This is a genomic window from Rhizobium sp. P1_E1 (assembly GCF_056406015.1).
On sequence record NZ_JBFUAY010000034.1, the window covers coordinates 24,302 to 51,141 of the forward strand.

Annotated in this window: 25 protein-coding genes and 2 pseudogenes; 16 read left to right on the top strand and 11 right to left on the bottom strand. The window is 58.9% G+C overall.

The genetic code is table 11. The features are described from left to right. Positions 1 to 16: 16 nt before the first annotated feature. The 3 genes and pseudogenes from ppk2 to AC1D1Z_RS14475 all read right to left on the bottom strand — a co-directional run. Positions 17 to 862, bottom strand: coding sequence for a polyphosphate kinase 2 (ppk2, locus tag AC1D1Z_RS14465; RefSeq protein WP_018245768.1), 846 nt, complete (start codon positions 860 to 862; stop codon positions 17 to 19). A gap of 18 nt (positions 863 to 880) precedes the next feature. Next, the gene (locus tag AC1D1Z_RS14470) at positions 881 to 2,599 is read right to left on the bottom strand and encodes a SulP family inorganic anion transporter (RefSeq protein WP_018245767.1); all 1,719 of its coding nucleotides are present in this window, start codon (positions 2,597 to 2,599) and stop codon (positions 881 to 883) included. Positions 2,600 to 2,679: 80 nt separating this feature from the next. Then, positions 2,680 to 2,799 (bottom strand): annotated as a pseudogene (locus AC1D1Z_RS14475) (HlyD family secretion protein); the annotation flags it as partial. 309 nt (positions 2,800 to 3,108) lie between these two features. Between AC1D1Z_RS14475 and AC1D1Z_RS14480 the strand changes: the two are divergent. Genes AC1D1Z_RS14480 through AC1D1Z_RS14490 form a run of 3 tightly spaced genes read left to right on the top strand, consistent with a single transcriptional unit; the run spans position 3,109 to position 5,824 of the window. After that, positions 3,109 to 3,423 (top strand): hypothetical protein, encoded by a 315-nt coding sequence (locus AC1D1Z_RS14480; RefSeq protein ID WP_018245765.1) that lies wholly within the window; start codon positions 3,109 to 3,111, stop codon positions 3,421 to 3,423. Between the two features lie 41 nt (positions 3,424 to 3,464). Beyond that, entirely contained in the window at positions 3,465 to 4,856 is a 1,392-nt protein-coding gene (locus AC1D1Z_RS14485; RefSeq protein ID WP_477850953.1) for a DUF3300 domain-containing protein, read from the top strand. A 29-nt stretch (positions 4,857 to 4,885) separates the two neighbouring features. Next, positions 4,886 to 5,824: a DUF2950 family protein gene (locus AC1D1Z_RS14490; RefSeq protein WP_018245763.1), complete on the top strand. Its 939-nt coding sequence runs from the start codon at positions 4,886 to 4,888 to the stop codon at positions 5,822 to 5,824. Here AC1D1Z_RS14490 and AC1D1Z_RS14495 read toward each other — a convergent pair. Then, on the bottom strand, positions 5,787 to 6,317 hold the full coding sequence (locus AC1D1Z_RS14495; RefSeq protein ID WP_018245762.1) for a CYTH domain-containing protein: 531 nt from the start codon (positions 6,315 to 6,317) through the stop codon (positions 5,787 to 5,789). The genes AC1D1Z_RS14490 and AC1D1Z_RS14495 overlap by 38 nt on opposite strands. 37 nt (positions 6,318 to 6,354) lie before the next feature. After that, a complete protein-coding gene (locus tag AC1D1Z_RS14500) occupies positions 6,355 to 6,822 on the bottom strand; it encodes a hypothetical protein (protein ID WP_018245761.1) in 468 nt (155 codons plus the stop codon). Between the two features lie 259 nt (positions 6,823 to 7,081). Here AC1D1Z_RS14500 and AC1D1Z_RS14505 point away from each other — a divergent pair, with 259 nt between their 5' ends. Further along, complete coding sequence (locus AC1D1Z_RS14505) at positions 7,082 to 8,875, top strand: tetratricopeptide repeat protein (RefSeq protein WP_018245760.1); 1,794 nt, start codon at positions 7,082 to 7,084, stop codon at positions 8,873 to 8,875. A gap of 110 nt (positions 8,876 to 8,985) precedes the next feature. On the opposite strand, the gene AC1D1Z_RS14510 is transcribed toward AC1D1Z_RS14505, so the two are convergent. Next, on the bottom strand, positions 8,986 to 9,135 hold the full coding sequence (locus AC1D1Z_RS14510; protein ID WP_018245759.1) for a hypothetical protein: 150 nt from the start codon (positions 9,133 to 9,135) through the stop codon (positions 8,986 to 8,988). Between the two features lie 146 nt (positions 9,136 to 9,281). Here AC1D1Z_RS14510 and AC1D1Z_RS14515 point away from each other — a divergent pair. The 10 genes and pseudogenes from AC1D1Z_RS14515 to AC1D1Z_RS14560 form a co-directional block, all read left to right on the top strand. Further along, a pseudogene (locus AC1D1Z_RS14515) lies at positions 9,282 to 9,512 on the top strand (hypothetical protein); the annotation flags it as partial. Between the two features lie 274 nt (positions 9,513 to 9,786). Continuing rightward, positions 9,787 to 10,980, top strand: a complete 1,194-nt coding sequence (repA, locus tag AC1D1Z_RS14520) for a plasmid partitioning protein RepA (protein WP_018245756.1) — start codon at positions 9,787 to 9,789, stop codon at positions 10,978 to 10,980. A gap of 4 nt (positions 10,981 to 10,984) precedes the next feature. Next, positions 10,985 to 11,986, top strand: coding sequence for a plasmid partitioning protein RepB (gene repB, locus AC1D1Z_RS14525; protein ID WP_018245755.1), 1,002 nt, complete (start codon positions 10,985 to 10,987; stop codon positions 11,984 to 11,986). A gap of 154 nt (positions 11,987 to 12,140) precedes the next feature. Next, a complete protein-coding gene (gene repC, locus AC1D1Z_RS14530; protein ID WP_018245754.1) occupies positions 12,141 to 13,445 on the top strand; it encodes a plasmid replication protein RepC in 1,305 nt (434 codons plus the stop codon). A gap of 113 nt (positions 13,446 to 13,558) precedes the next feature. Then, positions 13,559 to 14,443 carry a dihydrodipicolinate synthase family protein gene (locus tag AC1D1Z_RS14535; RefSeq protein ID WP_477850959.1) on the top strand — a complete coding sequence of 295 codons (885 nt, stop codon included), beginning with the start codon at positions 13,559 to 13,561 and terminating at the stop codon, positions 14,441 to 14,443. Between the two features lie 7 nt (positions 14,444 to 14,450). Beyond that, positions 14,451 to 15,128 (top strand): GntR family transcriptional regulator, encoded by a 678-nt coding sequence (locus AC1D1Z_RS14540; RefSeq protein WP_477850961.1) that lies wholly within the window; start codon positions 14,451 to 14,453, stop codon positions 15,126 to 15,128. A 55-nt stretch (positions 15,129 to 15,183) separates the two neighbouring features. Continuing rightward, positions 15,184 to 16,512: an ABC transporter substrate-binding protein gene (locus tag AC1D1Z_RS14545; RefSeq protein ID WP_018245751.1), complete on the top strand. Its 1,329-nt coding sequence runs from the start codon at positions 15,184 to 15,186 to the stop codon at positions 16,510 to 16,512. Continuing rightward, positions 16,512 to 17,450, top strand: a complete 939-nt coding sequence (locus tag AC1D1Z_RS14550) for a carbohydrate ABC transporter permease (RefSeq protein WP_018245750.1) — start codon at positions 16,512 to 16,514, stop codon at positions 17,448 to 17,450. Before AC1D1Z_RS14545 ends, AC1D1Z_RS14550 begins: the two co-directional genes overlap by 1 nt. Then, positions 17,450 to 18,265 (top strand): carbohydrate ABC transporter permease, encoded by an 816-nt coding sequence (locus tag AC1D1Z_RS14555; RefSeq protein ID WP_003550140.1) that lies wholly within the window; start codon positions 17,450 to 17,452, stop codon positions 18,263 to 18,265. The genes AC1D1Z_RS14550 and AC1D1Z_RS14555 overlap by 1 nt, the downstream gene beginning before the upstream one ends. Before the next feature lie 18 nt (positions 18,266 to 18,283). Beyond that, entirely contained in the window at positions 18,284 to 19,237 is a 954-nt protein-coding gene (locus AC1D1Z_RS14560; RefSeq protein WP_018245749.1) for a sugar kinase, read from the top strand. Between the two features lie 78 nt (positions 19,238 to 19,315). Here the strand turns inward: AC1D1Z_RS14560 and AC1D1Z_RS14565 are convergent, their stop codons facing one another. The 3 genes from AC1D1Z_RS14565 to AC1D1Z_RS14575 form a co-directional block, all read right to left on the bottom strand. Continuing rightward, the gene (locus tag AC1D1Z_RS14565) at positions 19,316 to 20,161 is read right to left on the bottom strand and encodes a carbohydrate ABC transporter permease (RefSeq protein WP_020572890.1); all 846 of its coding nucleotides are present in this window, start codon (positions 20,159 to 20,161) and stop codon (positions 19,316 to 19,318) included. 5 nt (positions 20,162 to 20,166) lie between these two features. After that, positions 20,167 to 21,105 (bottom strand): carbohydrate ABC transporter permease, encoded by a 939-nt coding sequence (locus AC1D1Z_RS14570; RefSeq protein ID WP_018245747.1) that lies wholly within the window; start codon positions 21,103 to 21,105, stop codon positions 20,167 to 20,169. A gap of 87 nt (positions 21,106 to 21,192) precedes the next feature. Continuing rightward, complete coding sequence (locus AC1D1Z_RS14575; protein ID WP_477850967.1) at positions 21,193 to 22,440, bottom strand: ABC transporter substrate-binding protein; 1,248 nt, start codon at positions 22,438 to 22,440, stop codon at positions 21,193 to 21,195. 573 nt (positions 22,441 to 23,013) lie between these two features. Here AC1D1Z_RS14575 and AC1D1Z_RS14580 point away from each other — a divergent pair. Beyond that, positions 23,014 to 24,048, top strand: coding sequence for a LacI family DNA-binding transcriptional regulator (locus AC1D1Z_RS14580; protein WP_018245745.1), 1,035 nt, complete (start codon positions 23,014 to 23,016; stop codon positions 24,046 to 24,048). Between the two features lie 19 nt (positions 24,049 to 24,067). On the opposite strand, the gene AC1D1Z_RS14585 is transcribed toward AC1D1Z_RS14580, so the two are convergent. Next, a complete protein-coding gene (locus AC1D1Z_RS14585) occupies positions 24,068 to 25,003 on the bottom strand; it encodes an alpha/beta hydrolase (RefSeq protein WP_018245744.1) in 936 nt (311 codons plus the stop codon). After that, positions 25,000 to 26,148, bottom strand: coding sequence for a Gfo/Idh/MocA family protein (locus tag AC1D1Z_RS14590; protein WP_477850970.1), 1,149 nt, complete (start codon positions 26,146 to 26,148; stop codon positions 25,000 to 25,002). Before AC1D1Z_RS14590 ends, AC1D1Z_RS14585 begins: the two co-directional genes overlap by 4 nt. Before the next feature lie 278 nt (positions 26,149 to 26,426). Between AC1D1Z_RS14590 and AC1D1Z_RS14595 the strand changes: the two genes are divergently transcribed. Next, positions 26,427 to 26,840, top strand: a 414-nt coding sequence (locus AC1D1Z_RS14595; protein WP_477850972.1) for a sugar phosphate isomerase/epimerase family protein, incomplete at its 3' end; no start/stop codon positions are given.

The window sequence follows — 26,840 nt, forward strand, 5'->3', positions numbered from 1 at the left end:
TTCCGGCCGAGGTGATCTATGACGTCGTGTCGGGCACGACGTGCCGAATACTGCTATCCTCGACAAAATCCGACGGGCGTTTCTGGCGTTTGCCGAGATCAGGTGCCGCAAACTTCACACGCTCATAGGGAATGGATTGCAGGATGTGCGAGATGCAGTTGACCCGCGCATGCTTCTTGTCATCCGATGGCACGATCCACCACGGCGCATGGTTGCTGTCGGTCATTCGCAGCATTTCGTCATAGGCGCGTGTGTAGTCCCACCAGCGTTGATAGGATTCGACATCCATGGGGCTGAGCTTCCATTGTCTCAATGGGTCGTCGATCCGGCGCTTGAAACGGCGATCCTGTTCATCTTCGCTGACCGTCAGGAAGTATTTCAACAAAATGATGCCGCTTTCGACGATTGCCGCTTCGAAGCGAGGCGCCAGTTCAAGAAATCGCTGTGCCTTCTTCTCGCTGCAGAAGCCCATGACGCGATCGACGCCTGCACGGTTGTACCAGCTGCGATCGAAGATCACGATTTCCCCAGCCGCCGGCAGATAGCCGATATAGCGCTGCATATAGATCTGGGACTTCTCGCGATCGGTCGGAGCGGGCAGGGCGATCACGCGAAAGACGCGCGGGCTTACCTTTTCCATGATACGCTTGATCATGCCACCTTTCCCGGCGGCATCGCGCCCCTCGAAGACGATGACCACTCGTGCGCCGGATTTTTTTATCCAAGCCTGCAGATGGGCCAGTTCCACCTGCAGGCGGCTGATTTCCTTGTCATAATCCCATGACTTCTTCTTCTTCTTTTTGTCTTTGCCATTGCGGCCTGCCTCTGCATCGACCTGTTGGGGTTCATATTTCTCGTCCATGGTTCTCCTCCTTCGCGTCTAAAGCTCAGTGCTTGCCGAACCGGCATCGCCCGCTTGGCTATTCTTGCTCGTGAGCGCCGTCAGGGCTTCTTCCCTGCCATTGAAAAGGTTGTGAGCGCCGATCGCCTTGATCACTCCAGCGCGGTCGAGAATGTCGCGGCTTTCTTCGCTGAGGTCGGCGATTGCGAAGATGATATCTCGCTTCGCAAGGATCTCGGCCACAGCGGCGAGCGCGGTCGCGCCAGTGCTATCAATATGTGTGATAGCGCTGGCATCCAGCACAAAGCACCTTGTTCCGGCCGTGAGCTCCTTCGCAATCGTCGTCAGCCGCATACGCAGGTAATCGGCGTTGTAGAACAGGATGTTGCCCTGGATCGCGAAGACTGCCGCACCCTCGACGGGGCGTGCTTCCGGAAAGCGGGCCAGGTCGAAGAAACCGTGCCGTCCCTGGATGCGGCCAAGAAGGCCGTCGCGCGGGAACATCGTCTTGCGCACCAGATAGACAAGGGTTGCGGCAACGGCGACGATTACGCCGTTGAGAACGCCGAAGCTGATTGCGCCCCACATTGCGATCAGCGCAAAGACGAATTCCATGCGACTGATGCGCCAGATCTTTTTGAGCTCATGAACATCGATAAGGCTGATGGCTGCCGTTGCAAGGATTGCCGCGAGCGCAGGGATTGGAAGTATCCGCAAGGCACTATGAAGGAAAACAAGTGCCGCAATCAGCGTGGCGGCCGAAACCAAACCTGAAGCTTGAGAGACGCCGCCGGTCGACAGGTTTATGGCGGTTCTCGAATCCGATACGCTGATCGGAAACGAACCGAAGAGGCCGGGCGCGATATTGGCGGCGCCAAGGCCGATCAGTTCCTGATTTGCATCGACCTCTTCGCCGGTCCGCGATGCGAAGCTGCGCGCGGCTACGATGCCGGCGCCGAAGCTCACAAGAAAGATCGCAGCGGAGCCGAGCACGATCTTGTCGAGCGGCATCTGATGGAGTGCTGGCAAGGAGAGCATCGGCAGCCCGCTCGGAATGTCGCCGACGACGGCGATGCCTCGTCCCTGAAAATCAAAGATTGCGGAAAGAACGACCGACAGGACGACGACCAGAACGGGGCCGGGGACCTTGACCGGGAAGGCCCGGACTGCCCATAGCAATGCGAACATGAGCAGGCCGAAAAGGAGCGACGGCCAATGGATCGAAGCGCTCTTGCGGAGAATCTCGAGGAGCGGCGGGATCAATCCCTCCGACTCGATCTTCACTCCGGTAAAACGACCGATCTGGCCGACCAGGATCGAGAGGGACACGCCTGCGAAGAAACCGACAAGGATGGGGCGGGAGAGAAAACTTGCCAGGACGCCGAGCTTCAGCAGCTTTGCAGCGATGCAAAAGAAACCGACCCCGAGGGCAAGGGTCGAGGCGATGGCGACCCGATCGATGCCGGCGGCGGCGGGCTCTGCCGCAATGATCGCCGCCATCGCAGCCGCAAGTACCGTCATTGTGGCGGCGTCGGGGCCGATGACCAACAGCCGGGAAGGACCGAAGATCGCGTAGGCAATCGGACCAACGATGCTGGCGTAGATGCCGGTTTCAGGCGGCAGACCGGCGATCGCCGGATAGGCGATGGCGCTCGGCAAGCCCACGGCCGCAATCGAAAGTCCAGCCGGAATGTCACTGCGGAGCCAGTCTCGATTGAAACCGGCCAGGCCACGCAGGATCGGAAGATTGGCTATCACCGCGGCCTCCTGACATGTTTCTCTGCACCTTGCCGGCATCACGTTTGCATCGCTGATGCCGAAAGGATCGGCGTCTCATTTCAATGTTCCAGGAACACGAAGTTCATCCAGCTGCTCATGCGCAGAAGCACTTTTCGCAGAACTGCCACGTGGTGCCAGTGGTGGGTATAGACCGCGACCTCCGCGACGACGCCGCCCGGMATGATCTGAATTCACACCGTTCCGTCGCTGTCGACCATGAAATTCTAGACCCGCTTTGGCCCAAAGACCCGTAGCATCACGTAAGCTACACGGGCGGCTTGGTAGTCGGCCCGTGCGACAAGAACGTCTCTGCGGAAACTAAAGAGGTGGGGTCCGTGAGATGATGCCATTCGAGTTTCCGTGTGCGGAATTTCCCGAGTTTTTCGGAAGCCGGCTAACGTAAGATCGCGTATTTTACGTCTCTCGACGATCCGCCTGTTATATAGTCCCTTGCATCTGCTTAGCGTAGTTCGACGGCGGAGGCGGGGATGGTGTCGGGAGAAAGTGGTTCGACATACTTGTCCGCCCTCGAGACGGCAGAAACTTCTTTTCCCGAACAGAAGCGGCTGGTGCAGCGGCTTTTCTATGTAGACGAGCCCTTTCACAGCATGTGTGAGGATCTCGCTGCTGCGGCGCAGGCTCTGGCACATATCGAGCGGCTACCGGAGGCGGTTCGAGAGGCGCGGCGGCAGGAATATACAGATCTCGTCGACGCCCTGTTGAAAGAAATGGGGGAGGCGATCGCCCAATCGAAAATTGTGGTGCTCAGGCGGTCGCCGCCGACCGGCCCGAAATCTCCGTAAGCGCTTCTGTCATTCAATGATCCTAGGGAGGTACGTGCGTTATGAAAGCAATATCTCGCAAACTGCTTGGTGGATTGTCGGCTCTCGCAATCATTGCGTTCCAGCCGGCCCTCCCGGCGCGAGCCCAGACCCCTGCGCCGGCAACGGCACCCGCACAGACGAGTGYCGACCAACCCGAAACCGCGCTTCTGTCGGATGATGAGCTAGAAGTACTGGTGGCACGGATCGCGCTCTATCCGGACGAGTTGGTCGCGGCAATTTCAGCTGCCTCGCTCTTTCCTCTCCAGATTATCGAGGCGCAGCGGTTCCTGGAGGCGAAGAAGAAAAATTCCGATCTCAAGCCCAAGAGTGATTGGGACGGCAGTGTCGTCTCGCTTCTCAACTATCCAGACATCGTCAAGATGATGAGCGAGGATCTCGACTGGACCCAATCGCTCGCCGATGCGCTCGCCAACCAGCAGAAGGATGTCCTGATTGCCATCCAGCAGCTTCGCGACGAAGCGGTGGCAAAGAACATCATCAAGACGGATGACAAGGTGACGGTTGTTACCGAAAACGACAACATCATCATCCGGCCAACCGATCCGGAAAAGATCTATATCCCGCAATATCCGCCGGAAATGCTCTATGAGCCGGACTATGCGTCAGCGCCGGTCTCTTATTACCCCGATTATTACGACAACTATTATTATCCCGGGGCGACGTTCTTTGCCGGCGCGGTGACCGGCCTTGCCTGGGCAGCCGTCGTCAACTGGGATGACTGGGGTGTATGGGGTGGCCGCTGGGATGGCGATATCGATATCGACTGCAACAATTGCCTGAACGACCGTAACTTCAACGGAAAGCTGAAATGGAACGACGTCGATTGGAGCAATGTCGATCGCAGCAAGCTGAGTATCGGCAAGGACCAGATTTCGAAGCTGGACCGATCGGCGATCAAGTCCGGGCTGCAGGCCGACAATCGCAACCAGTTGCGCAACAGGGCTAACGATATCCAGGCGAGCCAGAGACCCGCGAATCGCGCCAATTCGGCGCGAGCGGAAGATATTCGCAAAAGCACGGCGCAGGGACTGAAGGAGCGGCCGCAGGGAAATAGGCCTACGGCCGCCAATCGCCCGGCTGCATCCCGGCCCGAGGCGCGTCCTCAGAAGGCAGCCAATCGTCCGTCAAAGCCTGCGCAGAAATCCGTCAAGAAGCCCAACAAGCCGCAGATGGCCGCCAGACCTGACAATCGCGGACGGCAACCAAGCGCGCTTGGCAACGTCCAGTCCGGTCGTCGCGAGGCTGTCTCCTCAAAGCGGGGAGCGCAGAGCATGGGCGCCCATCGCCAGTCAGCGCGTCCCCCCCAGCAGCGGTCGCGCCCAATGCCGAGTCGCGGCGGTGGCGGCCGTGGCGGCGGTGGCGGACGCGGCGGTGGCGGCGGACGGCGGTAAAACCTCTTTCTAGCTCAAGGAGTTACATCATGAGACGTCAATCGATCGCAATTCCGTTTATGCTTGCGACGGTGCTTTGCGCAATGCCGGCGGCACCGGCGCTCTCCCAAGTGCAGACAGATCTCGCCGAATACAAGGCGGCAACGCCGTCGCCGAAATTCGACAATCCATCGCTTGCTCTAGACAAACTGAAATCTGCCCTGAGTTCCGACAGTATCGACGATCTTGCCGCTCTGCTCGGCTTGAAGCCAGACAAGCTGCGCTCGAGCAATGAGGCGATGATCGCCTACGGATTGATCCGCGAGGGCGCCGAGCGTCAAGTGGTCCTGCGGGATTCTGCAGGCATGAAGATCGTTGCGATCGGCGATCGGCTCTGGCCGCTGCCGTTTCCGCTGACCGAAGGCAAGGACGGCAAATGGTCCTTTGACACCCAGCGCGGTTTCGAAGAGATCATCAACCGCCGCATCGGAGAAAATGAACTCGCCACCCTTGATACGATGCACGAATATGTCGCGGCGCAGTATCAATACGCATCCGAGGATCGTGACGGCGATGGCATTTATGAGTTCGCGAAGAAATTGATCAGCAGTCCGGGCAAACTTGATGGCCTATACTGGGATCCGAACGTCTATCCCGAGGAAAGCCCGGCAAGCGCGCTGGTCGAGACGGCGGCCTTCGGCGCCGCCAAACGCGGGGAAGGTTACTTTGGCTATCGCTATCGCATCCTGACTGCACAGGGAGACCAAGTCCTTGAGGGCAAGAAAAGCTATATCGTCAACGGCTACATGACGGGCGGCTTTGCCCTTATCGCTTGGCCGGTCAAATACCGGGTGACCGGCGTGCAGACATTTGTCGTCAACGGGAGGAGTGCCATCTACCAGCGCGATCTCGGCCCGCAAACCGAAGCGCGGGCCGCGGCGATAAAAGATTTCAATCCGGATGCCGATTGGACCATCGTAGGCGAGTAGGATCCCAGCCGGTGGCTCCCTGCGCTATGGCCGACACACGCGAGGCAGCGGCCATGGCGCGGTTGGAGTACCGGTTGTTGCCCGTTACCTCGCGTCCAAGCCATTGCGGCAGCGTGAAGCGCTCATCCTCGCTCGCCATTTCGATCTCGGCGAGCGTCAATCCTTCGTACGGTTCCGCAAAGACGTCCACCTGCCAATGTCTATCGTCATGAAGAACGCGGTAGCGGGTTTTCTCGAGAATGTGACCGGCGGCGAGCAGAAGATCACGTGCCTCGCCGACGGGAATTTCGTACTCATATTCCTCTTTAGCGAGGCGTGACATGGGGAACTTAATTGTGAGGTATCCACAATGTCCGTCAATCAGGCGAACGCGCACGCAGCTCTGATTGCGGTGGGACAGATAAGCCTGCTGTAGGACCTGCCCATTGTCGGCGCAATGACGCCAACTGTCGTCGCGGACCAGAAACTTGCGCTCGATTTCAGTCGCTTTCAATTGTGGTTCCTTCGCTTGGAATCGCTCCGTCGGTCAGTCACTCGACAGGCGGTTCCCAGGTCAGGAAGAAGCCCACGTCGCCCGGCATGCCGTCGGGGAAGTTGATGATCATCGCCTTGAGCCCGTAGCCCTGTGGCTTGGCAACCTCCTCGAACAGTTCCAGAAGCTCCTTTGCCCTTCCCTGCAGCGTCTTCTGCCATCCGGGAAGATTATTATTGATAGCTCGACCGCTATCGGTGCAGAAAGTCGAGGGGAAGCTGTAGATCAGGGCCTCGTACTTGCCGTCCGCAGCTGCCTTCATCACGAGCCGCTTGATAACGGCGCGTTCCGCTTCACCGATTTGCTTGCGAAAAAAATCCTCCACGAATTCGGCATGTTTCTTTGCCTCCCGCGATTTGATCTTTTCGTTGCGCTCCATTTCGAGAAGCTGAAGCTCCAGAGCACGCTTGCGCAGATCCTCTGCGCTTGTCATCGGATTGGATGTTGGCGTCTCAGGTGATGTCATCGTCGCTTCCTCCATAATGCGCGGAAATGATAAGGCGCGCGGGGAGGCTAGGGCAGTAAAATACACGTCCGCTTCGGTAGTATACTGTATCTTACGCTGGCATGAGGCTCTCTGCCCCTCCCTGAACGTCGGTGGCCGAAAGTTAGTTTGTCCCGATCAGCTGGTTCTGTCGAATGGCGTTGCCGTTCTGACAAGTCGGGACTATTGTTTGAAGCATTATACTGCAGGTTGTTTGCAATCGGAAACTGGCGGGGAACCGATGACAAGTGCAGGTGTTGGTGCGACTGGCAGCGGCTTGGCTTCACACGAAGAAGTGCAGCAGCAACTCGAGCGCATTCTTTCCAGTCCGGAATTTCGCCTTCCCGAGCGGGCGAGACGATTCCTGGAATTTGTCGTGACTGAAACGCTTGCCGGTCGTCGCGACTATTTAAAGGCGTTTACCATCGCGCAAGCCGTTTTTGGCAGAGATGCGAATTTCGACGCCCAGCAGGATCCATGCGTGCGCATCGAAGCAGGGCGGCTGCGCAGAGAGCTGGAGCACTATTATCTGACTGCCGGCAGCGCCGACCGGGTCATCATCACGATTCCGAGGGGCGGCTATGCTCCGGTCTTCGACGTGAGGCCGGGCGTTGAAACGTTAGCGATGCCGCAATCCGAATGGCCGATATCTTCGGAGGAGGGCTTACAACGGATTGATGCCCCCGGGGATGTAATCAAGCGAATTACGGCAAATCCCCAATTGTCACGATCCCGAAATTGGCTCCTTGCCGGAGGCGTGTTGTTAAGTCTTCTCTCGGCCGCCGCGCTGCTTCAGCATGACAGGCCGCTTGACGCGGGAACTGAGATAGCATCCGGAGTCGGCAGTCGCCCGATCATTGTCGTCGAGCGCTTCGAAAGCAGTTCCGACGGGAGACTTGCGTTGGACATTTCGCAGGGCATCACCGACGACATTATTGAAAAGCTAGTTCCCTTTAACGACATTGTCGTCGTTACCGACTTGCCGCGGTCCAGAGAGGGGCAGATTTCGCCAGAGCCGCTTTATGCCCTTCAGGGAGGCGTGCGATTGGAAAGCAGCATGCTGCGTTCAACCGCGCGGCTTGTACGGCGGACGGATGGGGCCGTTATCTGGGCGAGCAATTACGATGCCGACATGAAAGTGCAGGGCATCCTGAAAACGCAGGCAAGTCTTGCCGAACAAATTGCAACGGCAGTCGCGCGTCCATTTGGCGTCATGTTCCAGACCGATACCGCCAATATCGCTAATGGCGCGGACGCCTTTTCATGTGTCTTGTCCTATTACAGCTACCGCAGYGAAATGACTGCCCGTGCACACGAAATGGCAAAAACCTGTCTGCAACTGTCAGTTGAGGAAAAATCGGCCGATTCCAATGCCACGGCCTTGTTGTCCCTGACCTATCTTGATGAGTTTCGCTTTCCGTATCAGTTGAACACAAGGCCGACCGTCGCCACGCTTGGCGTCGCAAAGAAATTTGCAGAGCGCGCCGTGCAACTCGACCCAAAGAATGCGCGCGCACTTCAGGCCCTCATGCTTGCCAATTTTTTCGGTGGAGATTTGGCCGGGGCCATGCGCGCCGGCGAGGCGGCCTATGCCAGCAATCCGAACGACACTGAAGTGGCCGGTGAATACGGCTTGCGCTTGTCGATGTCGGGCCAATGGGGCAGGGGATGCGAGCTGATTTCTGCGGTCGTCAGCAAAAATGCTGGCCCCCGCGGATATTACGAGGTGGGAATGGCGCTTTGCGCCTTCATGCGAGGGGATACACAGGCTGCGGAATTATGGTCCCGCATGTCGGACCTCAATTACAATCCGATGCATCGTCTCGTGCTGGTCGCTATCCTCGGCTCCATGGGAAAGAAGGCCGAGGCAAAGGAGCAACTCGACTGGATCGAGCTCCACTCACCGGCGTTGATCCCGAATATTAAACAGGAGGTCGCCAGTCGGCTGGTGCGGATCGAAGACCAAGAGCGGTTTTTTGTAGGACTGCAGGCAGCCGGCTTGCCGCTGCAAAACGACGAGAAGCCTGGGAACTGAGTGCAACGACTGCAACGTCTGTTTTATTCTCACTTTGGTGAATATCAGGCTCGTCGCGTGCAGCCTGCAGGTCGTCGTGACGGGCCGCTATGACAATGAGCTGATCAAAATCAGATCGCTATTGCCTTCACGACGAAAGGTTGATCGGCCCATCTATCCTGGGCATCGGAGCCGAACAGGATGAACTTCAAGATCCTGCCGCGCTTCTTGAACTCGACCGAGTTCTCGTTGCTTGCAAAGCGGCATCGGGATGGTTTCATGAGAAATCGACAGGCGAAAGTTTCGCATCGCTCGCTCTGAGCTTTGCGATCAGACCTCAAGAAACCTTCATGAAAGCTCGGGGTTGAAATGGCCGCACCCGGCTCCAAATCCGTCGGCGGTAGTCGAAACGCAAGGGCAGGGGCGCATGGGCAACGCGCATATCGATCGGATCGGCCGGGTCAAATCAGCCTTGGGTTTCGTTCTCGTGCTTTTCGGCCTCTTCTCCTGCCGCCAGGCATTTGCGCCGCCTGCCGATATCGGCGGCCTGACGGTGACGTCGCCTGATGCCGCTTCGGGCTGGAGGAAGGCTGGCAAGGGCAATCTCTTTATGCTGCAGAAAGATTTTCCGGAAACGGAGGACGATAAGCGCGGAAATGAGAGACAGCGCCCAAGCTATTGATAAAGTGGATTTATACGGCGACGCCATTGACCTCCCGGTCGGCTGGAAAGCCACCGTTGGTATCAGTTACTTCGAGCCGTCGGCAATGCGCGAATCACCTGAAATCTGTGTCATGTCGTCAGCCGTCTCGATCGGCTGAAACGGGCGGTTTGGTTAAGCATTTGTAAATTGGTAACGAATCGGGGCATATAGTAACTGCGCAACTGAAGCGCTTTCGTTAAAAATTGCGCAGTTACCTGGGAAAAAGATCATGCAGCCGAGTCTTGCTGTTCAGGACGATCAAGAGCACCTCCCATCGCTTCTGGCAACAGATGCGAAGGAGTTATCCTATCAACTTCAGCAGCATCAGGCAAAAATCTTCCCCCCGCTGTCRCAAAAGACGATCAGAACATTTTCGCCGGCGGAAGCTGCTGCCTTTATCGGCATCGGAGAAGGTTATCTCCGCCAGGTGGCCGCCGACGGCCATGGGCCCGATCCGCTCGCAAACGGACGGCGGCTTTACAGTGCAACGGATATGGATCGCATTCGCCGGGTCCTCGACGAGCGAAACGGAACGCCGAAATATGTGCCGGCTCGCAGGCCGGGCGAGAAGCTCCAGATCATCTCCGTCATGAATTTCAAGGGCGGCTCGGGCAAGACCACCACTGCGGCCCATCTGGCGCAGTTCATGGCGCTGCGAGGCTACCGCGTGCTCGCCGTCGACCTCGATCCGCAGGCCTCCTTGTCCGCCTTGTTCGGTCATCAGCCGGAGTTCGACGTCGGAGAGGGCGAAACGATCTACGGTGCGATCCGATATGAGGAGCCGCGCCCCATCGCCGACATCGTGCGCGCCACCTACACGCCAAATCTCCATCTCATTCCGGGCAATCTCGAGCTGATGGAATTCGAGCACGAGACGCCGAAGGCGATGGCGTCGGGGACGGCGGAGACGATGTTCTTTGCCCGCATCGGCGAAGTCCTGACGGAGATCGAAAGCCTTTATGACGTCGTGGTTATCGACTGCCCGCCACAGCTGGGTTTCCTCACGATGTCGGCGCTCTGCGCTGCAACCTCGGTCTTGATCACGGTCCACCCGCAGATGCTGGATGTCATGTCGATGTCGCAGTTTCTGACGATGACGAGTGAGCTGATGTCGGTCGTCGAAAAGGCTGGCGGACGTACCAGCTATGACTGGATGCGCTATCTCGTGACCCGGTTCGAGCCGAACGACGGACCGCAAAGCCAGATGACCGGCTTCATGCGGGCGATCTTCGGCAATCGAATGCTGCACAATGCCATGGTGAAATCGACGGCGGTCGCCGATGCCGGCGTCACCAAGCAGACTCTCTACGAGGTCGAGCGGTCGCAGTTCACACGCGGAACCTACGATCGGGCGCTGGAATCCCTCAACCTCGTTAATGGCGAGATCGAGGCGCATATTCGCTCGACCTGGGGAAGGAAATAGATAGATGGCGCGCAAGAACCTCATCGAAATTTCCGCTCCGAACCCGGAAAGGATGGACGCGGTCGCACCACGCGACAATCGTCCGATCGCCGGATTCGTGCCGCAGGAGCGCAGTGCTGCGCCTGTCGGCGGCATTACGAAAACGCTCGGCAACATTACCGAGAAAATGGAGCGTGCGAGTGAACTGGAACGGCAGCTTGCCACCGGCCAGACCATCGTCGAACTCGATCCCGGCCTGATCGACGCTTCCTTCGTCAGCGACCGATTGGCGATCGATGCGGCCGAACTCGCACAGCTCGTCGAGCAAATCCGTGAGCACGGGCAGCAGGTTCCGATCCTAGTCCGCCCACATCCCGAAACCAGGGGACGCTACCAAGTCGCCTATGGCCATCGTCGCCTGGCTGCCGCCCGAGAAATCGGCATCAGGGTGCGCGCGGTCGTCCGCGATCTCACCGACGGTCAACTGGTCGTCAGCCAGGGACAGGAAAACAGCGCTCGAACCAATCTCTCCTACATCGAGCGCGCGCTCTTTGCATCGCGGCTCGAGGAACGCAGCTTTGGCCGCGATGTCATTATGGCGGCTCTCGGCGTGGACAAGGCGGCGCTGTCGAGAATGCTGATCGTCATACGACAGGTCCCCCTGAGGCTCGTCAACGCCATCGGTGCGGCACCTGATATCGGCCGCCGGCGATGGTTGGAATTGGGCGAGCGGCTTGAGAAAGCCGACGTCGAGAAGATCATCGCGGAGTTGTCCGCGGACGACACGCGCAAAATTTCGAGCGACGAGCGGTTTCAGCGGGCACTCGTTCTGGCAACGAAGAAGACGGCTGCGCCGAAGCCGGCGGTGGCCAAAACCCAGGTTACTGGCGTGCCTGTCATGATCAAGAAGACAGTATCCGGTGCGACCTTCGTCTTCGACGGCAAGATCGCGCCCGGTTTCGATCAATTCGTCCAGGAACGGCTGAAGGGCCTGTTCCAGGAGTTCAACAAGGACAGAGGAGCGTAGAGCGCAAAAGAAAAAGGCCCCCAACGACGCCGTCGTGGAAGCCCTTCTCAGATCTTAAGCACATCGAGAATCGCATTTCCACGAATCACAGTCAAGCGTCTTAGGCACCAAATTGGTGGATGGTTTTCTTTTGCCTGAACGAAGGTGAAGGCAAATGGAGAGTGGATATGTGACGACGCCCTTCGGGCGGCGGCCGATGTCGCTTGGCATGCTGGCAAGTCAGCAATTGGCCGAGACCATCGAGCCGGGAATGAAGCGCAGCAAGTGGAAGCTGTTCAGGGCGATCTGTGAGGCGCGGCCGGCGCTCGGCGTGACCGATCGGGCGTTGACGGTGCTCGATGCGCTTTTGACCTTCTACCCAGACGACGAGATTTCCGAGGAGAAGGGCCTGATTGTCTTCCCGTCGAATGCGCAGCTGTCGCTGCGTGCTCGCGGCATGACGCCGGCCACCCTCAGGCGGCATCTTGCCGTCCTGGTCGACGCCGGCCTGATCCTGCGCAAGGACAGTCCGAACGGAAAGCGCTATGCGCGCCGCGATAGGGCAGGGGCCATCGGCGAGGCCTTTGGCTTCAGCGTCGCGCCGCTTCTGGCGCGTGCGGTCGAGATCGAAAGCCTGGCCGCCCAGGCGGTTGCCGACCGGGAACTGTTGCGGGTGACCAGGGAACGCCTGACGGTGGGCCGGCGCGATGTCTCCAAGCTGATCGCGACGGCTATCGAAGAAGGGGTTTCCGGTGATTGGGAAGGCATTTCGGCGATGTTTCGAACGCTCCTTGCCCGGATTCCGCGCGTGGCGACCGCAGAAGAACTGGCACCGTTGCTTGACGAGATGGGGCTGCTGCGTACCGAGATCGTCAACGTGCTGGAAAGACGGATAAAAACGAAAAAAATAGACGCCAATGAGTCTCAAATTGAGCGTCACAAACAGAATTCAAATCCCGACTCCACTTATGAACTTGAACCAAGCTTCGAAACGAAGCAGGGCGAAAAGGCAGCAGCCGATGATGAACCGAACGCCGGGCCGCCGGACGAGCGAAGATTGAAACAGCCGAAGCTGTCCGGCGGGATGGGCAACAGGGCGGGAGGCGCGGTCGATCCAGGGGCCGGGCCAAGCCTGAAATCCTTCCCGCTCGGCCTCGTCCTCCAGGCCTGCCCCAGTATTCTCGACTACGGGCCAGGCGGAACCATCGGTAACTGGCGAGACCTGATGTCGGCCGCCGTCGTTGTCCGCTCGATGCTCGGCGTCAGTCCCTCGGCCTATGAGGAAGCCTGCTCCGGTATGGGGCCGGAAAACGCCGCAACCGTGATCGCCTGTATCCTGGAAAGGGGAGGGCACATTAACTCGCCCGGTGGTTACCTCAGGGATCTGTCCCGAAGGACCGAAAGGGGCGAGTTTGCAATCGGCCCGATGCTGATGGCGCTCGTTCGGGCGAACGGACCGGCAGCAAGGCACGCCAGTTGATCGTAAGGAAGCTACGGCCGCGACAATCGCGTAACGAGGCGGTGTGTAATCACCTCTTTACAGCTAACATGTTAGTCTGCTACGTCTGACGCGGTAATTGGGAGGAAGCATAGTTGACACAGAAATTCGGGCTCTCGGTCGCGCTTGCGACACCGTTCGACAGCAATGGCGATATCGCGATCGAGGCGATGATCGAGCAGGCGCGGCGCAGCCTCTCGGCCGGATGCTCGAGCGTTACGTTGTTCGGGACGACGGGTGAAGGCTCTTCCATCGGAACGCAGGAACGTGAACGTGTCTTCGCTTCCATGCTTGATAGCGGGATAGCAGCAAAGCAAATCATCGTCGGCGTGCTGGTCGACGCGGCAGAGGATGCCGCGATGCTGGCAGGTCACGCGCTTTCCAAAGGAGCCCGAAATATCCTCCTTGCTCCCCCTTCCTATTTCAAGAACGTGAGTGATGACGGCGTCTTCCAGTGGTTTTCGGCTGTATTCGCCATCCTCGGCGACAAGGCGCGAGACATTATCGTCTACAACATTCCCTCGCTCACCATGGTTCCGCTGACCGTATCGTTGATCGCCCGGCTGCGGACCGCCTTTCCCAACATCGTTATCGGCGTCAAGGATTCCTCCGGCGACTGGCCTTTCACGGAAGCACTATTGAAGGCGCATGGCGATCTCGTCATCCTGGTGGGGGACGAACGTCACCTGGCGAGGGGCGTGCGGCTTGGCGGCCAGGGTGCGATCTCCGGCATGGCGAATTTCGTGCCACGCGAGGTCAAGCTGATGGCGGAGGAAGGCATGGACGATTCCCGCATCGAGGATTTCGTGGAGGAACTGCTGAAATTTCMGGTGACTGCGGCCGTCAAAACCATGGTCACTCACGTGACGTCGGATGAAATCTGGCTTGCGGTTCGTCCGCCACTCGTCTCAATATCCGCAGAAGGGCAGGCGCAACTCTTTCGTGCCTTCGATACTCTTTTCCGCTCGAAAGCGGCATAGGGCGGACATGTTTCTGGGAGAGGCGATGGACGGAACCGACGAGCAGCCGACACTGCGGGAAAAGGCGTATGAAAGCTTCACACGCCACCTTCTTGCGCGTGATGTGCGCCCCGGCCAGTTCGTTTCGCAGCGTCRCCTCGTCGAGCTGACGGGGCTGACGCTTGGCGCCATCCGCGAACTTATCCCGAGGCTCGAAGCCGAAGGGCTGATCAAGACAGTGCCCCAGCGGGGTTTGCAGATCGCTCATATCGACCTTAACCTCATTCGCGAGGCGTTTCAGCTGCGCGTCTTCCTGGAGAAGGAAGCTGTTGCGCTTTTCACCCGCTCCGCGTCTGACGAGACGATCGCCAAGCTTTTGAAACAGCATCGGGATATTGCCGATGCCATTCGAAACGGCGATGGMTCGCACGAATTGGAAGTGCACGCGCAAGCTGTCGATTGGGGCATGCACGACGCCTTTATCGATGCTTTAGGAAATACCATCATCTCGAACGCCTACCGGGTGAACTCGATCAAGATGCGCCTGATCAGTCAGGATCGTTTTCGCATCGATGGTCACGTCGGACCTGTCATGGGCGAGCACCTCAAGGTGCTCGAGGCAATCGAACGACGATCGGCGGAGGACGCCGTCAACAGCCTTGTCGCACACATCAATCATGCAAGAGATCGTGCGCTCAGGATATAATCGGAAATAAACAGCCGGGGGTGAGGAGATCGCCGGCAAAAGGAGGAGGAATCACATGTCATCGTTTTTAAATCCGACGAGACGCGGCTTTCTGGCGGGTACGGCCGCTTTTGGGGCCAGCAGCATGCTCGGCGTGCGGCTGGCATCGGCTGCGGTCGATTGGAAGCGCTTTGCCGGCACGACGCTCGAAGTCAACCTGGTCAAGAGCCCTCGCAGCGAAATACTTCTGAAGTACCTGCCTGAATTCGAGGAGCTCACCGGCATCAAGGTCAATGCCGAAGCGACTCCCGAACAACAGCAGCGTCAGAAGACGACCATCGAGCTGAGCTCCGGCAAGCCGAGCTTCGACGTAGTGCACATGAGCTATCATGTCCAGAAGCGGCAGTTCGAAAAGGGCGGCTGGCTTGCCGATATCAGCGGTTTCCTCAAGGACCCCTCTCTGACCGACCCGTCTCTGGTTGAAAGCGACTTCGCCGAAGCCGGCCTGACTTTTGCCAAAGATCCGGACGGCGTTCTGCGTTCGCTTCCATTCTCGGTCGATTACTGGATCATCTATTGGAACAAGGCGCTGTTCGAGAAGAAGGGGCTTGCCTACCCGACGACGTTCGAAGAACTCGCCAGTGCTGCGGAGGCGCTCACCGATCCTTCCACCAACACCTACGGTTTCGTCGCCCGCGGCCTGAAGAACGCCAATACGCCGGTCTGGACGTCGCTGCTGCTCGGTTATGGTTCGAGCCCGCTCGGCCCTGATGGCAAGCTGCGCACAACATCGCAAGAAGCGATCGATGCGGCCAAGCTTTACCAAAGGCTGATGACCAAGACCGCCCCTCCCGGCGTCTCCGGCTTCAACTGGGCCGAGGCGCAGTCGGCCTTCCTGCAGGGCAAGATCGGCATGTGGCTGGACGGCGTCGGTTTTGCGCCGCCGATCGAGAATCCGGAAAAGTCACGCGTCGTCGGCCAGGTCGGTTACGGCATCATGCCGAAAGGTCCGAAGGCACAGGCCGCAGGCACCTTCGGCGACGGGCTTGGCGTCGTCGCGGCAAGCCAGAAAAAAGAGGCCGGGTACCTCTTCTGCCAATGGGCGATTTCGCATGAAATGGGCGCACGTCTGCTGCAGGCCGGCGCCGGCGTTCCTTTCCGCCAGTCTGTCCTCGAGGATGCGAAAGTCCGTGAAGGTGTCAAAATGCCGAGCGCATGGCTTGATGCCGTCGTCGGTTCCGGCAAGATCTCGAAGCTCGCGCTGCCGGTCATCATTCCGGTCACCGAGTTCCGTGACGTTTATGGCGTCGGTCTTACCAACATGATCGGCGGCGCCGATCCTGAAACCGAACTGAAGGCAGCGACGGCACAGTTCGAACCCGTCCTGGCGAAAAGCGAGGGATAATGGCCTCGACAAGTATCGAAACGACCGCAGTGGCCAAGAGGTCGAAAGGAAGGAGCAAACCGGATCGGTTTGCTCCCAACTACTGGCCCTTTGTCATCCCGGCGCTCATCGTCATAGCCGCGGTCATCGTCTTTCCATGGGTGTTTACTGTGTGGATGAGCGTCAACAGCTGGACGCTCGGCCAATCGCAGGTCTTTGCTGGGCTGGACAATTACGCGCGCCTCGCCACCGACATGCGCTTTTGGGAGTCGCTGTGGCATACGGTGCTCTATACGACGCTCTCGGTGGTGGTTCCCCTTTTTCTGGGGACGCTCGCGGCGCTGATCTTCGATGCTCAATTTCCACTGCGCGGTCTTATACGCGGCATATTCGTGATGCCGATGATGGCGACACCGGTCGCCATCGCACTCGTCTGGACGATGATGTTCCATCCGCAGCTCGGCGTCCTTAACTATCTCCTCTCCTTCATCGACATCGGCCCGCAGGAGTGGATCTATAATCAGAGCAGCGTCATCCCGTCGCTGGTGCTGGTCGAGACCTGGCAGTGGACGCCGCTTATCATGCTGATCGTGCTTGGCGGTCTGGCGGCGGTTCCGCGCGAGCCCTATGAAAGTGCTGAAATCGACGGAGCCAATGTCTGGCAGAAATTCCGCTATCTGACGCTGCCGATGATCGCGCCGTTCCTGATGATTGCCGTGATTATCCGCAGCATCGATGCGGTGAAAAGTTTCGACATCATCTATGCCATGACCCAAGGCGGCCCCGGCACGGCGTCGGAGACGATCAACATCTATCTCTACAACACGGCTTTCGCCTACTACGACATCGGCTATGGCTCGGCCATGGCGGTTGTCTTCTTCATCCTCATCGTCCTGCTCTCCTTCGTCCTTATGATGCTCCGGCAGCGCGTAAATTGGTCGGACGGGGAGGCACGCTGATGAAGCGCAAGACACTCGATCGCATCGGACTGCTGTTTGTTGCTTTGGTGATGATCTCGCCTGTCGTCCTGTTCTTCCTCTGGATGATCTCGCTGTCGCTGAAATATGAGATCGACAACGGCGCCTATCCGCCGATCTTCATTCCGGAGCGCTTGGCCTGGTCGAACTATCTGAAGGTCTTCGAAGAGAACAACTTCTTCCTCTATCTCTGGAATTCGGTGCTGGTGACGGGTGCGGCCACGCTTCTGGCGCTGCTGATCGGCGTGCCCGCCGGATATGGCATCGCGCGGCTGAAGGCGGAGAAGTCCGCGATGGTCATCATGATCGCGCGCATGACGCCCGGCCTTTCTTTCCTGATCCCGCTCTTCCTGCTGTTCCAGTGGCTGAATCTGCTCGGCACGCTCATGCCGCAGATCATTATCCATCTCGTGGTCACCGTGCCGATCGTCGTGTGGATCATGATCGGTTATTTCGAGACGACGCCGATGGAGCTGGAAGAGGCTGCAAGCATCGACGGCGCAACACCCTGGCAGGTTTTCCGGCTGGTCGCCTTGCCGATCGCAAGGCCGGGCATCGTGGTCGCCTTCATCCTGTCAGTCATCTTCTCGTGGAACAACTTCGTCTTCGGCATCGTGCTCGCCAGCCGCGAGACACGCACGCTTCCGGTCGCAGTCTACAACATGCTCTCGTTCGAGCAGGTCAGTTGGGGTCCGCTGGCGGCGGCGGCGTTGATTGTCACCTTGCCCGTGCTGATATTGACGGTGTTTGCGCAACGGCAGATCGTGGCGGGCCTGACGGCCGGGGCCGTCAAGTGAGCGGGTGAGACAACGGTTTTGACGACTTCTGCCTTCGATCCGCCGCCCGGTCAGGCGCGCCGCGTTTTGTGTGTCGGCGCGGCGGTTATGGACACGTTGTTTCGCGTGCGCTCGTTACCGACCGGCCAGGGAAAAATTCTGCCTTACGATATGCTGCAGATTGCCGAAGGCATGGCATCGAGCGCCGCCTTTGCGGTCGCCCGGCTGGGCGGCCATGCCAGCCTCTGGGGCGCAGTCGGCGGTGACGCCACCGGCGACCGCATCATCGCCGACCTCAGCGACAGCGGCATAGACACGAGCGGCATGGTGCGTGTGGCAGGCGCCCGCTCGGCCGTCTCGACGATCCTTGTCGATGACCAGGGCGAGCGCTTGATCGTGCCTTTCTACGATGCCGGCCTGCACGAAACGGTCAAGCCGGTCACAATACAGGACGTTTCTGCTTTCGATGCGGTGCTGGTCGACGTCCGGTGGCCGAAGCTTGCTCTGCGGGCGCTGTCGGCGGCCCAAGAGGCGGGCAAGCCGGCCATTCTCGATGGTGACGTTGCAGGCGATGGCGTGATCGAGATGCTGGCACCGGCCGCCAGCCATATCGTGTTCTCGCAGCCGGCCGCCGAACGGCTTGTCGGGACAGCCGAGCTGTTGAAGGTCGTCGGCGTTCTGAAGCGAAAGTTCGAGCATGCCTTCATCAGCGTCACGGCTGGCGAAAATGGCTGCTTCTGGTTCGACGACCGAACCGGCGAAATTGTCCATCTTGCCGCTCCGAAGGTGAGGACCGTCGACACGCTCGCGGCCGGCGATATCTTCCATGGTGCTTTTGCGCTGGCTACTGCGGAAGGCTTGCCGATCGAAGAGACGATGCGGTTGTCATCCATGGCGGCAGCACTCAAATGCCAGGTATTCGGTGGACGTATCGGTGCGCCCACCAGAGCCGAAGTCTGCGATGCCCTGCGGGATTGGAGCGCTGGGCGGTAGTCGTGGCGGGCAGGCAGATCGGAGAAGTGATCTGCCTGTAGTATGCGTTCTCAAAGCCAGTTTAGGATCAGCGCTGCATCAGCTTTTGACCGAGCCGGCGGTCATGCCTGCCAGGAAGTAGCGTTGAGCGACCAGGTAAAGGACCAGGAGGGGAAGCGAACCGAGCACGCTCATCGCCATCATCTCGTTCCACTCGAAGGCGTGCTGGCCCATCAGAAGCTGGATGCCGATCGGAACGGTTCTAAGATCCATCGATTTCGTCAGCGTCAGCGCGAAGAGGAATTCGTTCCAGGCCAGCAGAAACGTGTAGACCGCCGTGGCGACGATCCCCGGGATCGAGACCGGAACGATGACGCGCCAGAGCGCCGTCCAGCTCGAGCCGCCGTCGACAAGGACGGCCTCGTCCAGCTCTTTCGGCAAGGTGTTGAGATAGCCTGTCATCAGCAGGACGGCATAGGGCAGTGTGAAGACCATGTAGGTCAGGATCAGCGCCAGATAGGTATCGAAGATCCTGAAGGCGACCACCATTCCGAAATAGGGGATGAGAAGGGTGATCGGCGGAACGGTCTGGGTGCTGATGATGAAGATGTTCAAGGTGTTCTTGAACCGGAACTGATAGCGGCTGAAGCCGTAGGCGGTCACGATGGCGACGACGAGGGTCAGGCAGGTGACGACGCCGGCAACGAAGTAGCTGTTGATGAAGAACCGCACTTTCACCGGATCGTTGAAGATCGTCAGATAGGCGGCCACCGTAAAATCCTGCGGAAAAAGCCGCGGCGGAAGGGCGAAGATTTCCGTATTCGATTTCAGCGAACTGAAAAACATCCACACGATCGGAAAGGCCGAAAAGACCAGGCCGATCCCCAGGCCGAGATAGGTCAGGATGGTCGGCAATACCGAGCTCTTGAAGGAACGCTTTGCCATGGCGATCACCTGCGCTGCTGGTGTTTGATGTAGAAGTAGGTGACGCTCATCGAGATGATGAGGATGATCATCGCGCTCGCCGAAGCCAACGAGAATTCGTACTGGGAGAAGGCGAGCTTGTAGGTGAAGGTGGAGAGCACTTCCGTCGAATAGATCGGCCCGCCGCCCGTCGTCATCCAAACGAGTGGAAAAACCTGCATCGTCCAGATGAAGTCGAGAAGCGCGATGCTGATGATGATCGGCATCAACTGCGGAATGGTGATGTACCAGAATTTTTCGAGTTCGTTGGCGCCGTCGATACCGGCTGCCTCGTAAAGCTCCTTCGAAATGCCCTGGAGGCCGGCGAGCAGGCTGACCATGTAGAGCGGATAGCCTGCCCAGATATTTGCGAAGGTCAAAGCGTGGATGGCTGTGCGCGTGGACGAAAACCACTCGACCTTGAAGTTGATGATATGGAGCGCCATCAGCACGCTGTTGACGACGCCGTTGGGGTCGAGCAGCAGGCGCCAGATGATGGCGATGATGACGGCCGTGAACAGCCAAGGCAGGATGAAGAGCACACGCAGGATGCTCCGGATGAGCGGATCGACGCGATTGGTGTTCAACAGCAGCGCGAAGGCCAGGCCGATGATGAAGTGGAAGACGACGCTCATGATCGTGAAATAAAGCGTCTGCACCACCGACTGCCAGAAGACCGGATTCTCGAAGATGGTCAGATAATTCTGCACCCCCGCGAAGGCAGCGTCCTTTTTCATGATGGCGCCGTCCATCAATGAATATTTGAAGACCATCACCATCGGGAACAGCATCAGCAGAACAAGCAGCAGGGTCGCCGGCGAAACGTAGAAATACGGCACCAGCTTCCTCAAGGTGCTGTAACGAAGCCATCCTTTTCTTGGCGCTTTGGCGTGCGCAGCGACCAGAGCCGGAGCGGAATGATTCATGAGCTGTGACTTCCATTCTGCCGAGATTTGACGACTGCACCGGCAGCGCCAGGGCGCGCTGCCGGTGATCCGTGAAAGCGACGTGCTTTAGAACTTTGCGAGCCACGCCTTCTGGGTATTGGCAGCCGCGTCCTTGGCTGACTGCCCCCCATCGAACATCTTTTGAACTTCGACGTTCATGTCGCGCATCAGCTCTTCGGCGACCGGRAGGCCGACGAATTCGTTGGCAGGATAACCGCTTTGGAAGATTTTGAAAGCTTCCGCGAAAATCGGGTCCGAGGCCACGAAATCCGGCTTGGCGTGGACGTTGCCGGGGAAGGCGTTGGCAATCGAGACCAGACGGCCGTTGACGTCAGGGCTCATCAGATATTCGACGAGCTTCCAGGCCTCTTCCTTGTGCTGGCTGCCTTCGCTGATGCCGATGCCCCRGGACGCATAGGGCATGCCGCGCTTGCCGGTGTAGCCGTCAGTGGCCGGCAAGGCTGATATGCCGAAATTGAGCTTCGGATTGCGCTCGCGGATGAGGGTCACATGGGCGAGGGAATCCACCATCATGCCGACGCGGCCGTTGACGAATTCCTCGACCTTGTCCTGTTCCTTCTTGGCGAAAATGCCGGGAGAAATAACGCCTTCTTTATTGAGGGAAGCGATATAGTCGAGCGTTCCGACAACAGCGTCATTTTCGAGGTCAGGCTTGCCGTCCTTTAGCATCGAGGCGCCGGAGGCCCAGACCCAGGACATCACGTCGTTCTGGATTCCGCTCGGAGATTGCAGCGAGAGCGGCAGAACCCAGCCATACTGGTTCTTCGCGGCGTCGGTCATCTTCTTTGCGGCGTCTGCAAATTCCGTGCGGGTCGTCGGCAGCTTGTCGACGCCGGATGCCTTGGCGATATCGAGGTTCACGAAGACGGGATAGACGAAGGATGCGAGCGGGAACATCACGCTCTTGCCATCGACCTTGACGATATCGGTGATCTGGCTCTTGTCGTACTTGGCCTTCTCCATCAATTCGTCCATCGAGGCGATTGCGCCCTGCTTGGCGAGCCCGTTTACCCAGGCACCATCCAGCCCCACTACGTCGCTCAGCGTTCCCGAGGCGGCGCCGACGACGATCTGGTCACGCGTCGTGGCATAGGGACCGCTGACCAGCGTCACCTTGATGCCGGGATTTTTGGCTTCGAAATCGTTCATAATGCCGCGCAAGGCGCCGGACGGCATTTCGGGTTCCCACCATTGAATGAATTCGATGGTGGTGTCGGCAAACGCGGATGTGGCGCAGAGCGCCCATACCGCTACGGCAGCCCGCATGGTCACGCCGAATTTTCTGATATTCATCTGTGCCTCCCAAAGATTGTCAGTTAATCGATCCTCCTCAAGATCGTAGGCAAAGTAGGTTCCCTGAAGCCCCCATCTGTCAATGAAGAACTGTGATCGGGAAAGGATGGGAGGCTGGCATTCACGAAGTCGGTTGAGTTAAATCATTGATAGAAAATAATAAAATTGATTGACATCATCGGTATTTTTCTGCAGCATTTGTGTTGCTTGTGACGCATTTTTTCTTTACTTTCGTAAACAAATGAAAGTTTACCCAACAAAATGAAAAGAGTGGCGCCCGGCAGTCTTCACTGTAAATTTTCGAATTTAGGCGCTGAAACAAGCGCCTTTTGCAACCACGCGGCGCAGACTGCGCAAGTCGCAGATGAAGGGAACATTTCGATTTTCGAAAGGAGGGGATGGCCCGCACCAAAATGACGGATCACGCCGGCTTACGTGTTGGTTTTCGACGATTCCGGAAAACGAAGTTCACCCTGTACAAATTGCCGAATGCGTGATTTGGCGCGTCAGTGGACCTGCCGTTGAGTGAGAAATCATTCCTGACCAGTTGTCGTCCCGCCAATAAGGAATTGAATGGCCAAGAAAAGCTATAAATCGATGGATGACTTCGCAACCGCCGCCGGCGTATCGCGTCCGACATTGTCGAAATATTTCGATGATCCCTCGCTGATCAAGGAGGTCACCCGCAAGCGTATCGAGGCGGCTCTCAAGAAGTCGAATTTCGAGCCGAACCTTTTCGCGCGGCATCTCAATCGCAAGCGGACCAGGAATATCGGGATTCTGGTCCCGACCATGTCGGATCCCTTTTATGTGCAGGTGGTGTCGCTGATCGAGCTGGAGTTGCGCGAAAAGGGTTTCTGGCCCGTCCAGATATCTTCGCACACGCGGCCAGAGCTGGAGGCGGAGGCCGTGCGGACCCTGCTCTCGCTGAAGGTTGCAGGTGCGATCGTGGCGCCGCTCGGGGCCGGTTCTCGCCGTTCTGCGCTGGAAAGACTAAGCGACGCAATCCCCGTCGTCTGCTTCGACAACCCTGCCAGCGCTGACCTTCCTTATGTCGGCAACGACAACGCGCAAAGCATGGCAGCCATTGTGCAATATCTCTGCCGATCCGGTGAGCCACCGATATTCCTGGAAATTCCGCATTTGACGGAAAATGCCGGCGAGCGGCAGGCGAGCTACCGCGCGACCATGGCGAGGGAAGGGCATTCCCCGCTCGTCATTGATTGCGACGCACCACCTTCCTGGGAATTCGAGCGTCTCGGATACGAGCAGATGCAGAGAATTCTTGCGAATGGCGGTCTTCCCGGCAAAACGCTGCTATGCGCCAACGACCGCTTCGCTTTCGGCGCGATGGCAGCCGCATTCGCTTCGGGACTGAAAATCGGCCGGAGCGACGCTTGTGACGTACGCATCGCCGGGCACGACGATCACCCGCTGAGCCGATATACCTGTCCGTCGCTGACGACCATGGCCCAGAACGCGCCCGAGATCGCGGCGAAATCCGTGGAGCTTTTGCTGGCGCACATCGAGAGCGAGGATGATGGGACGACCCCTGTGACCAACAGGGTGATCCTCGAGGCGACGCTTGTTATGCGCGACTCGGCTTGAGACTGGGCGGGTTCCCGCTTCAACGGGCAAGCGCAGGGTCCATGGCGCGCCATGCCATTGCAATGGCTTCGAGGGCCTCTTGCCCCTCCGGAATGGCCCGTCTCTTTGATACGAAGCCATGGATCTGTCCGGGCCAGGTCTGGCTTGTGGCCTGCGCTTCCAAGCTCAGCCGCTCGGCATAGGCCGCCCCTTCGTCAAATAGTACGTCGTATCCGGCAAGGATCACGAAGGCTGGCGCCACCCCCGCCAGCGACGCTGCGCTGAGCGGCGAGGCGCGCCAATCCGCCCCGCTCGCGGCTTCCGGCAGATAGTGGTCTCGGAACCATTTCATCGCCGCGGCCGTCAGACCGAAACCCTCCGCATAACGCAAGTAGCTGTCGCTTGCCTGCGACTGGTCGGTCACTGGATAGATCAACACCTGTCCGATGACAGCCGGCACCTGTCCGTCCCGCGCCAGGAGGGCGACGACGGCGGCCAGATTGCCGCCGGCGCTATCGCCGGCGACGATAATCCGCAAGGGATCGATGCCGAGGGCATCAGCTTGATCGGTCATCCAGACGAGTGTTGCGGCGCAATCATCGATCGCGGTCGGAAAGGGGTGTTCCGGGGCCAGGCGATAGTCGGGTGAAACCACGACGGCGCCTGCCATATTGGCAAGCGTCCGGCAGATATCCTCATGGGTTTCCGGCGCGCCGATCACAAAGCCGCCGCCATGGAGATAAAGCAAGGCCGGTGCACCCTGGCGCGGCGCGGCCCGACCGCGCCATATCTTCAACCTGATGGCGCCCACATGGCTTTCCAACATCTCGGCCACGTCCTCGAGTGGCCACTGGATGTCTGCGAAACTGTCCAGATACTGCAGCCGCGCCTGCGCCGGGGTGCAACTTTCCACCGGCGTTTCCGGATCGCCCGGCCAGGCAAGGGCGCGTTTGGCGGATTCGTCCAGTTGCGTCATGCCAGCAAGCTCCTTGCTTCGTCTTCCCGCAATTCTCTTGGCTGTGCGACGATACCCGCAATAGTCTGCGCGATACCGGTTTCACCTGCACGCAGGATCGCTTCCATGACTTCGAGCACATGCAGGGCGAGATCGCCCGAAGCGCGTGGCGCACGGCCTTCGATGATTGCGCGCGCGAGATCGGCAAGGCCAAGCATGCGGTAGTTGGCACGATCCGGCGCTGCGATCGGCCAGTTGACGGCACCGAAGAGTTCGGCTGATGTATCCGTTTCCTGCCAGGGAGCGCCACGGCTGGAGAGTCCGACGGAGCCGCCGAAATTGTCGGGGTCGGGCAGGCGCAGCGAGCCTTCGGTACCGTGGAGCTCGATGGGGTGGTTGGAGTGGCGGAAGACGTCCCAGGAACTGCCGAAGGTGCACGTGGCGCCGCAATCGAATTCAAGCAGCGAAAGCACGCTGGTCGGCGTGCCCACCCTGAATGTGGTGCCCTGTTTCGGCCCCTCGGCGGTGATGAGCCGCTCTTCCTGCCCGCTTGTGGCGACGGCCTGCACACGGCGGATCGGCCCCATCAGATTGACCATCATCGTGAGATAGTAGGGTCCCATATCCATGACCGGGCCGGCGCCGGCCTGGTAGTAGAAGCTGGGATCCGGATGCCAGTGCTCCATGCCGCGCCCCATCATGAAGGCTGTTCCGGTCACCAGCTTGCCGATGGCGCCGCCTTCCATCTGCCGCCGGGCATGGCGTCCGGCCGCTCCCAGGAACGTGTCTGGCGCCGAGCCGAGCATGAGGCCCTGGCCGGCGGCGGCATCCACCAGCCGGCGTCCTTCCGCGGCCGTGACGCCGAGCGGCTTCTCCGTGAAGACATGCTTGCCTGCCGACAGCGCCCGCATCGAAACGTCAAAATGCGCAGCCGGGATCGTCAGATTGAGGATCAGGTCGATGTTCTTGTCGTCAATGAGGCTATCGACGTCAGCTGCCCGCAGATCGAATTCCGCCGCGCGGCGCTTGGTGGCATCTGCGTTGAGGTCTGCACAGGCGACGATTTCGACGTCGCGGAACAGCGGCGCGTTGCGCATATAGGCGAGCGAAATATTGCCGYATCCCACAACGCCTATCCTGAGTTTCATACCATTGGTCTGTGTCATCGAAGAACCTGATTTTGCCGTTGCGGTGTGAAGGGTTGAGGTGCGTTACATTTTAATCGCAAGGAATAAAATATATTGACGCACGGTAACATTTGACCGTAGGTAATGGCAAGACGTGGCGTCGCAATCCCCGCTGAAGAGCCCGCCGTTCCGGTGTTCGGCCGCCTCTCCGGGCGGAAGGGGTTTGGCAAGGCCGGCGAAGCCACGGGGATTGCTCGCGCAGGGAAGCCGCCGGCTTCGGTACCGGCTGTCATCAACGAATAGGTCAGGACCGAGACATGAAAAATGCTGAGCTGCAGATCGGCTGCCAAACATTCACCTGGGAGATGCTGGGTACCGGTTGGAGCGGCGGTCCGGACGATCTGGTGCGCGCCATTGCCGATGGCGGATATGCCGGTATCGAAATCACCGACACGATGATCGGTCACTACGCGCTCAAGCCTGCCGACTTTGCCCGCACCCTGACGGATGCCGGTTTGGCGCTGGTTTCCTTTGCCTTCGGCTCCGCCAGCGGCTTCACCATGGCGGAAAAGATTGCCTCCGATCTCGACGCGGCGCGGCGATGGGTCGATTTCGCGGCGAACTTTCCCGTTGCGATGGTATCGATGGGATCGGCGACGGTCGTCTCGGATGGTCCTCTCGATGAGAATTTCGCCATTGCGGCCGAGTGCTACAATCGTGCGACCGAGTTC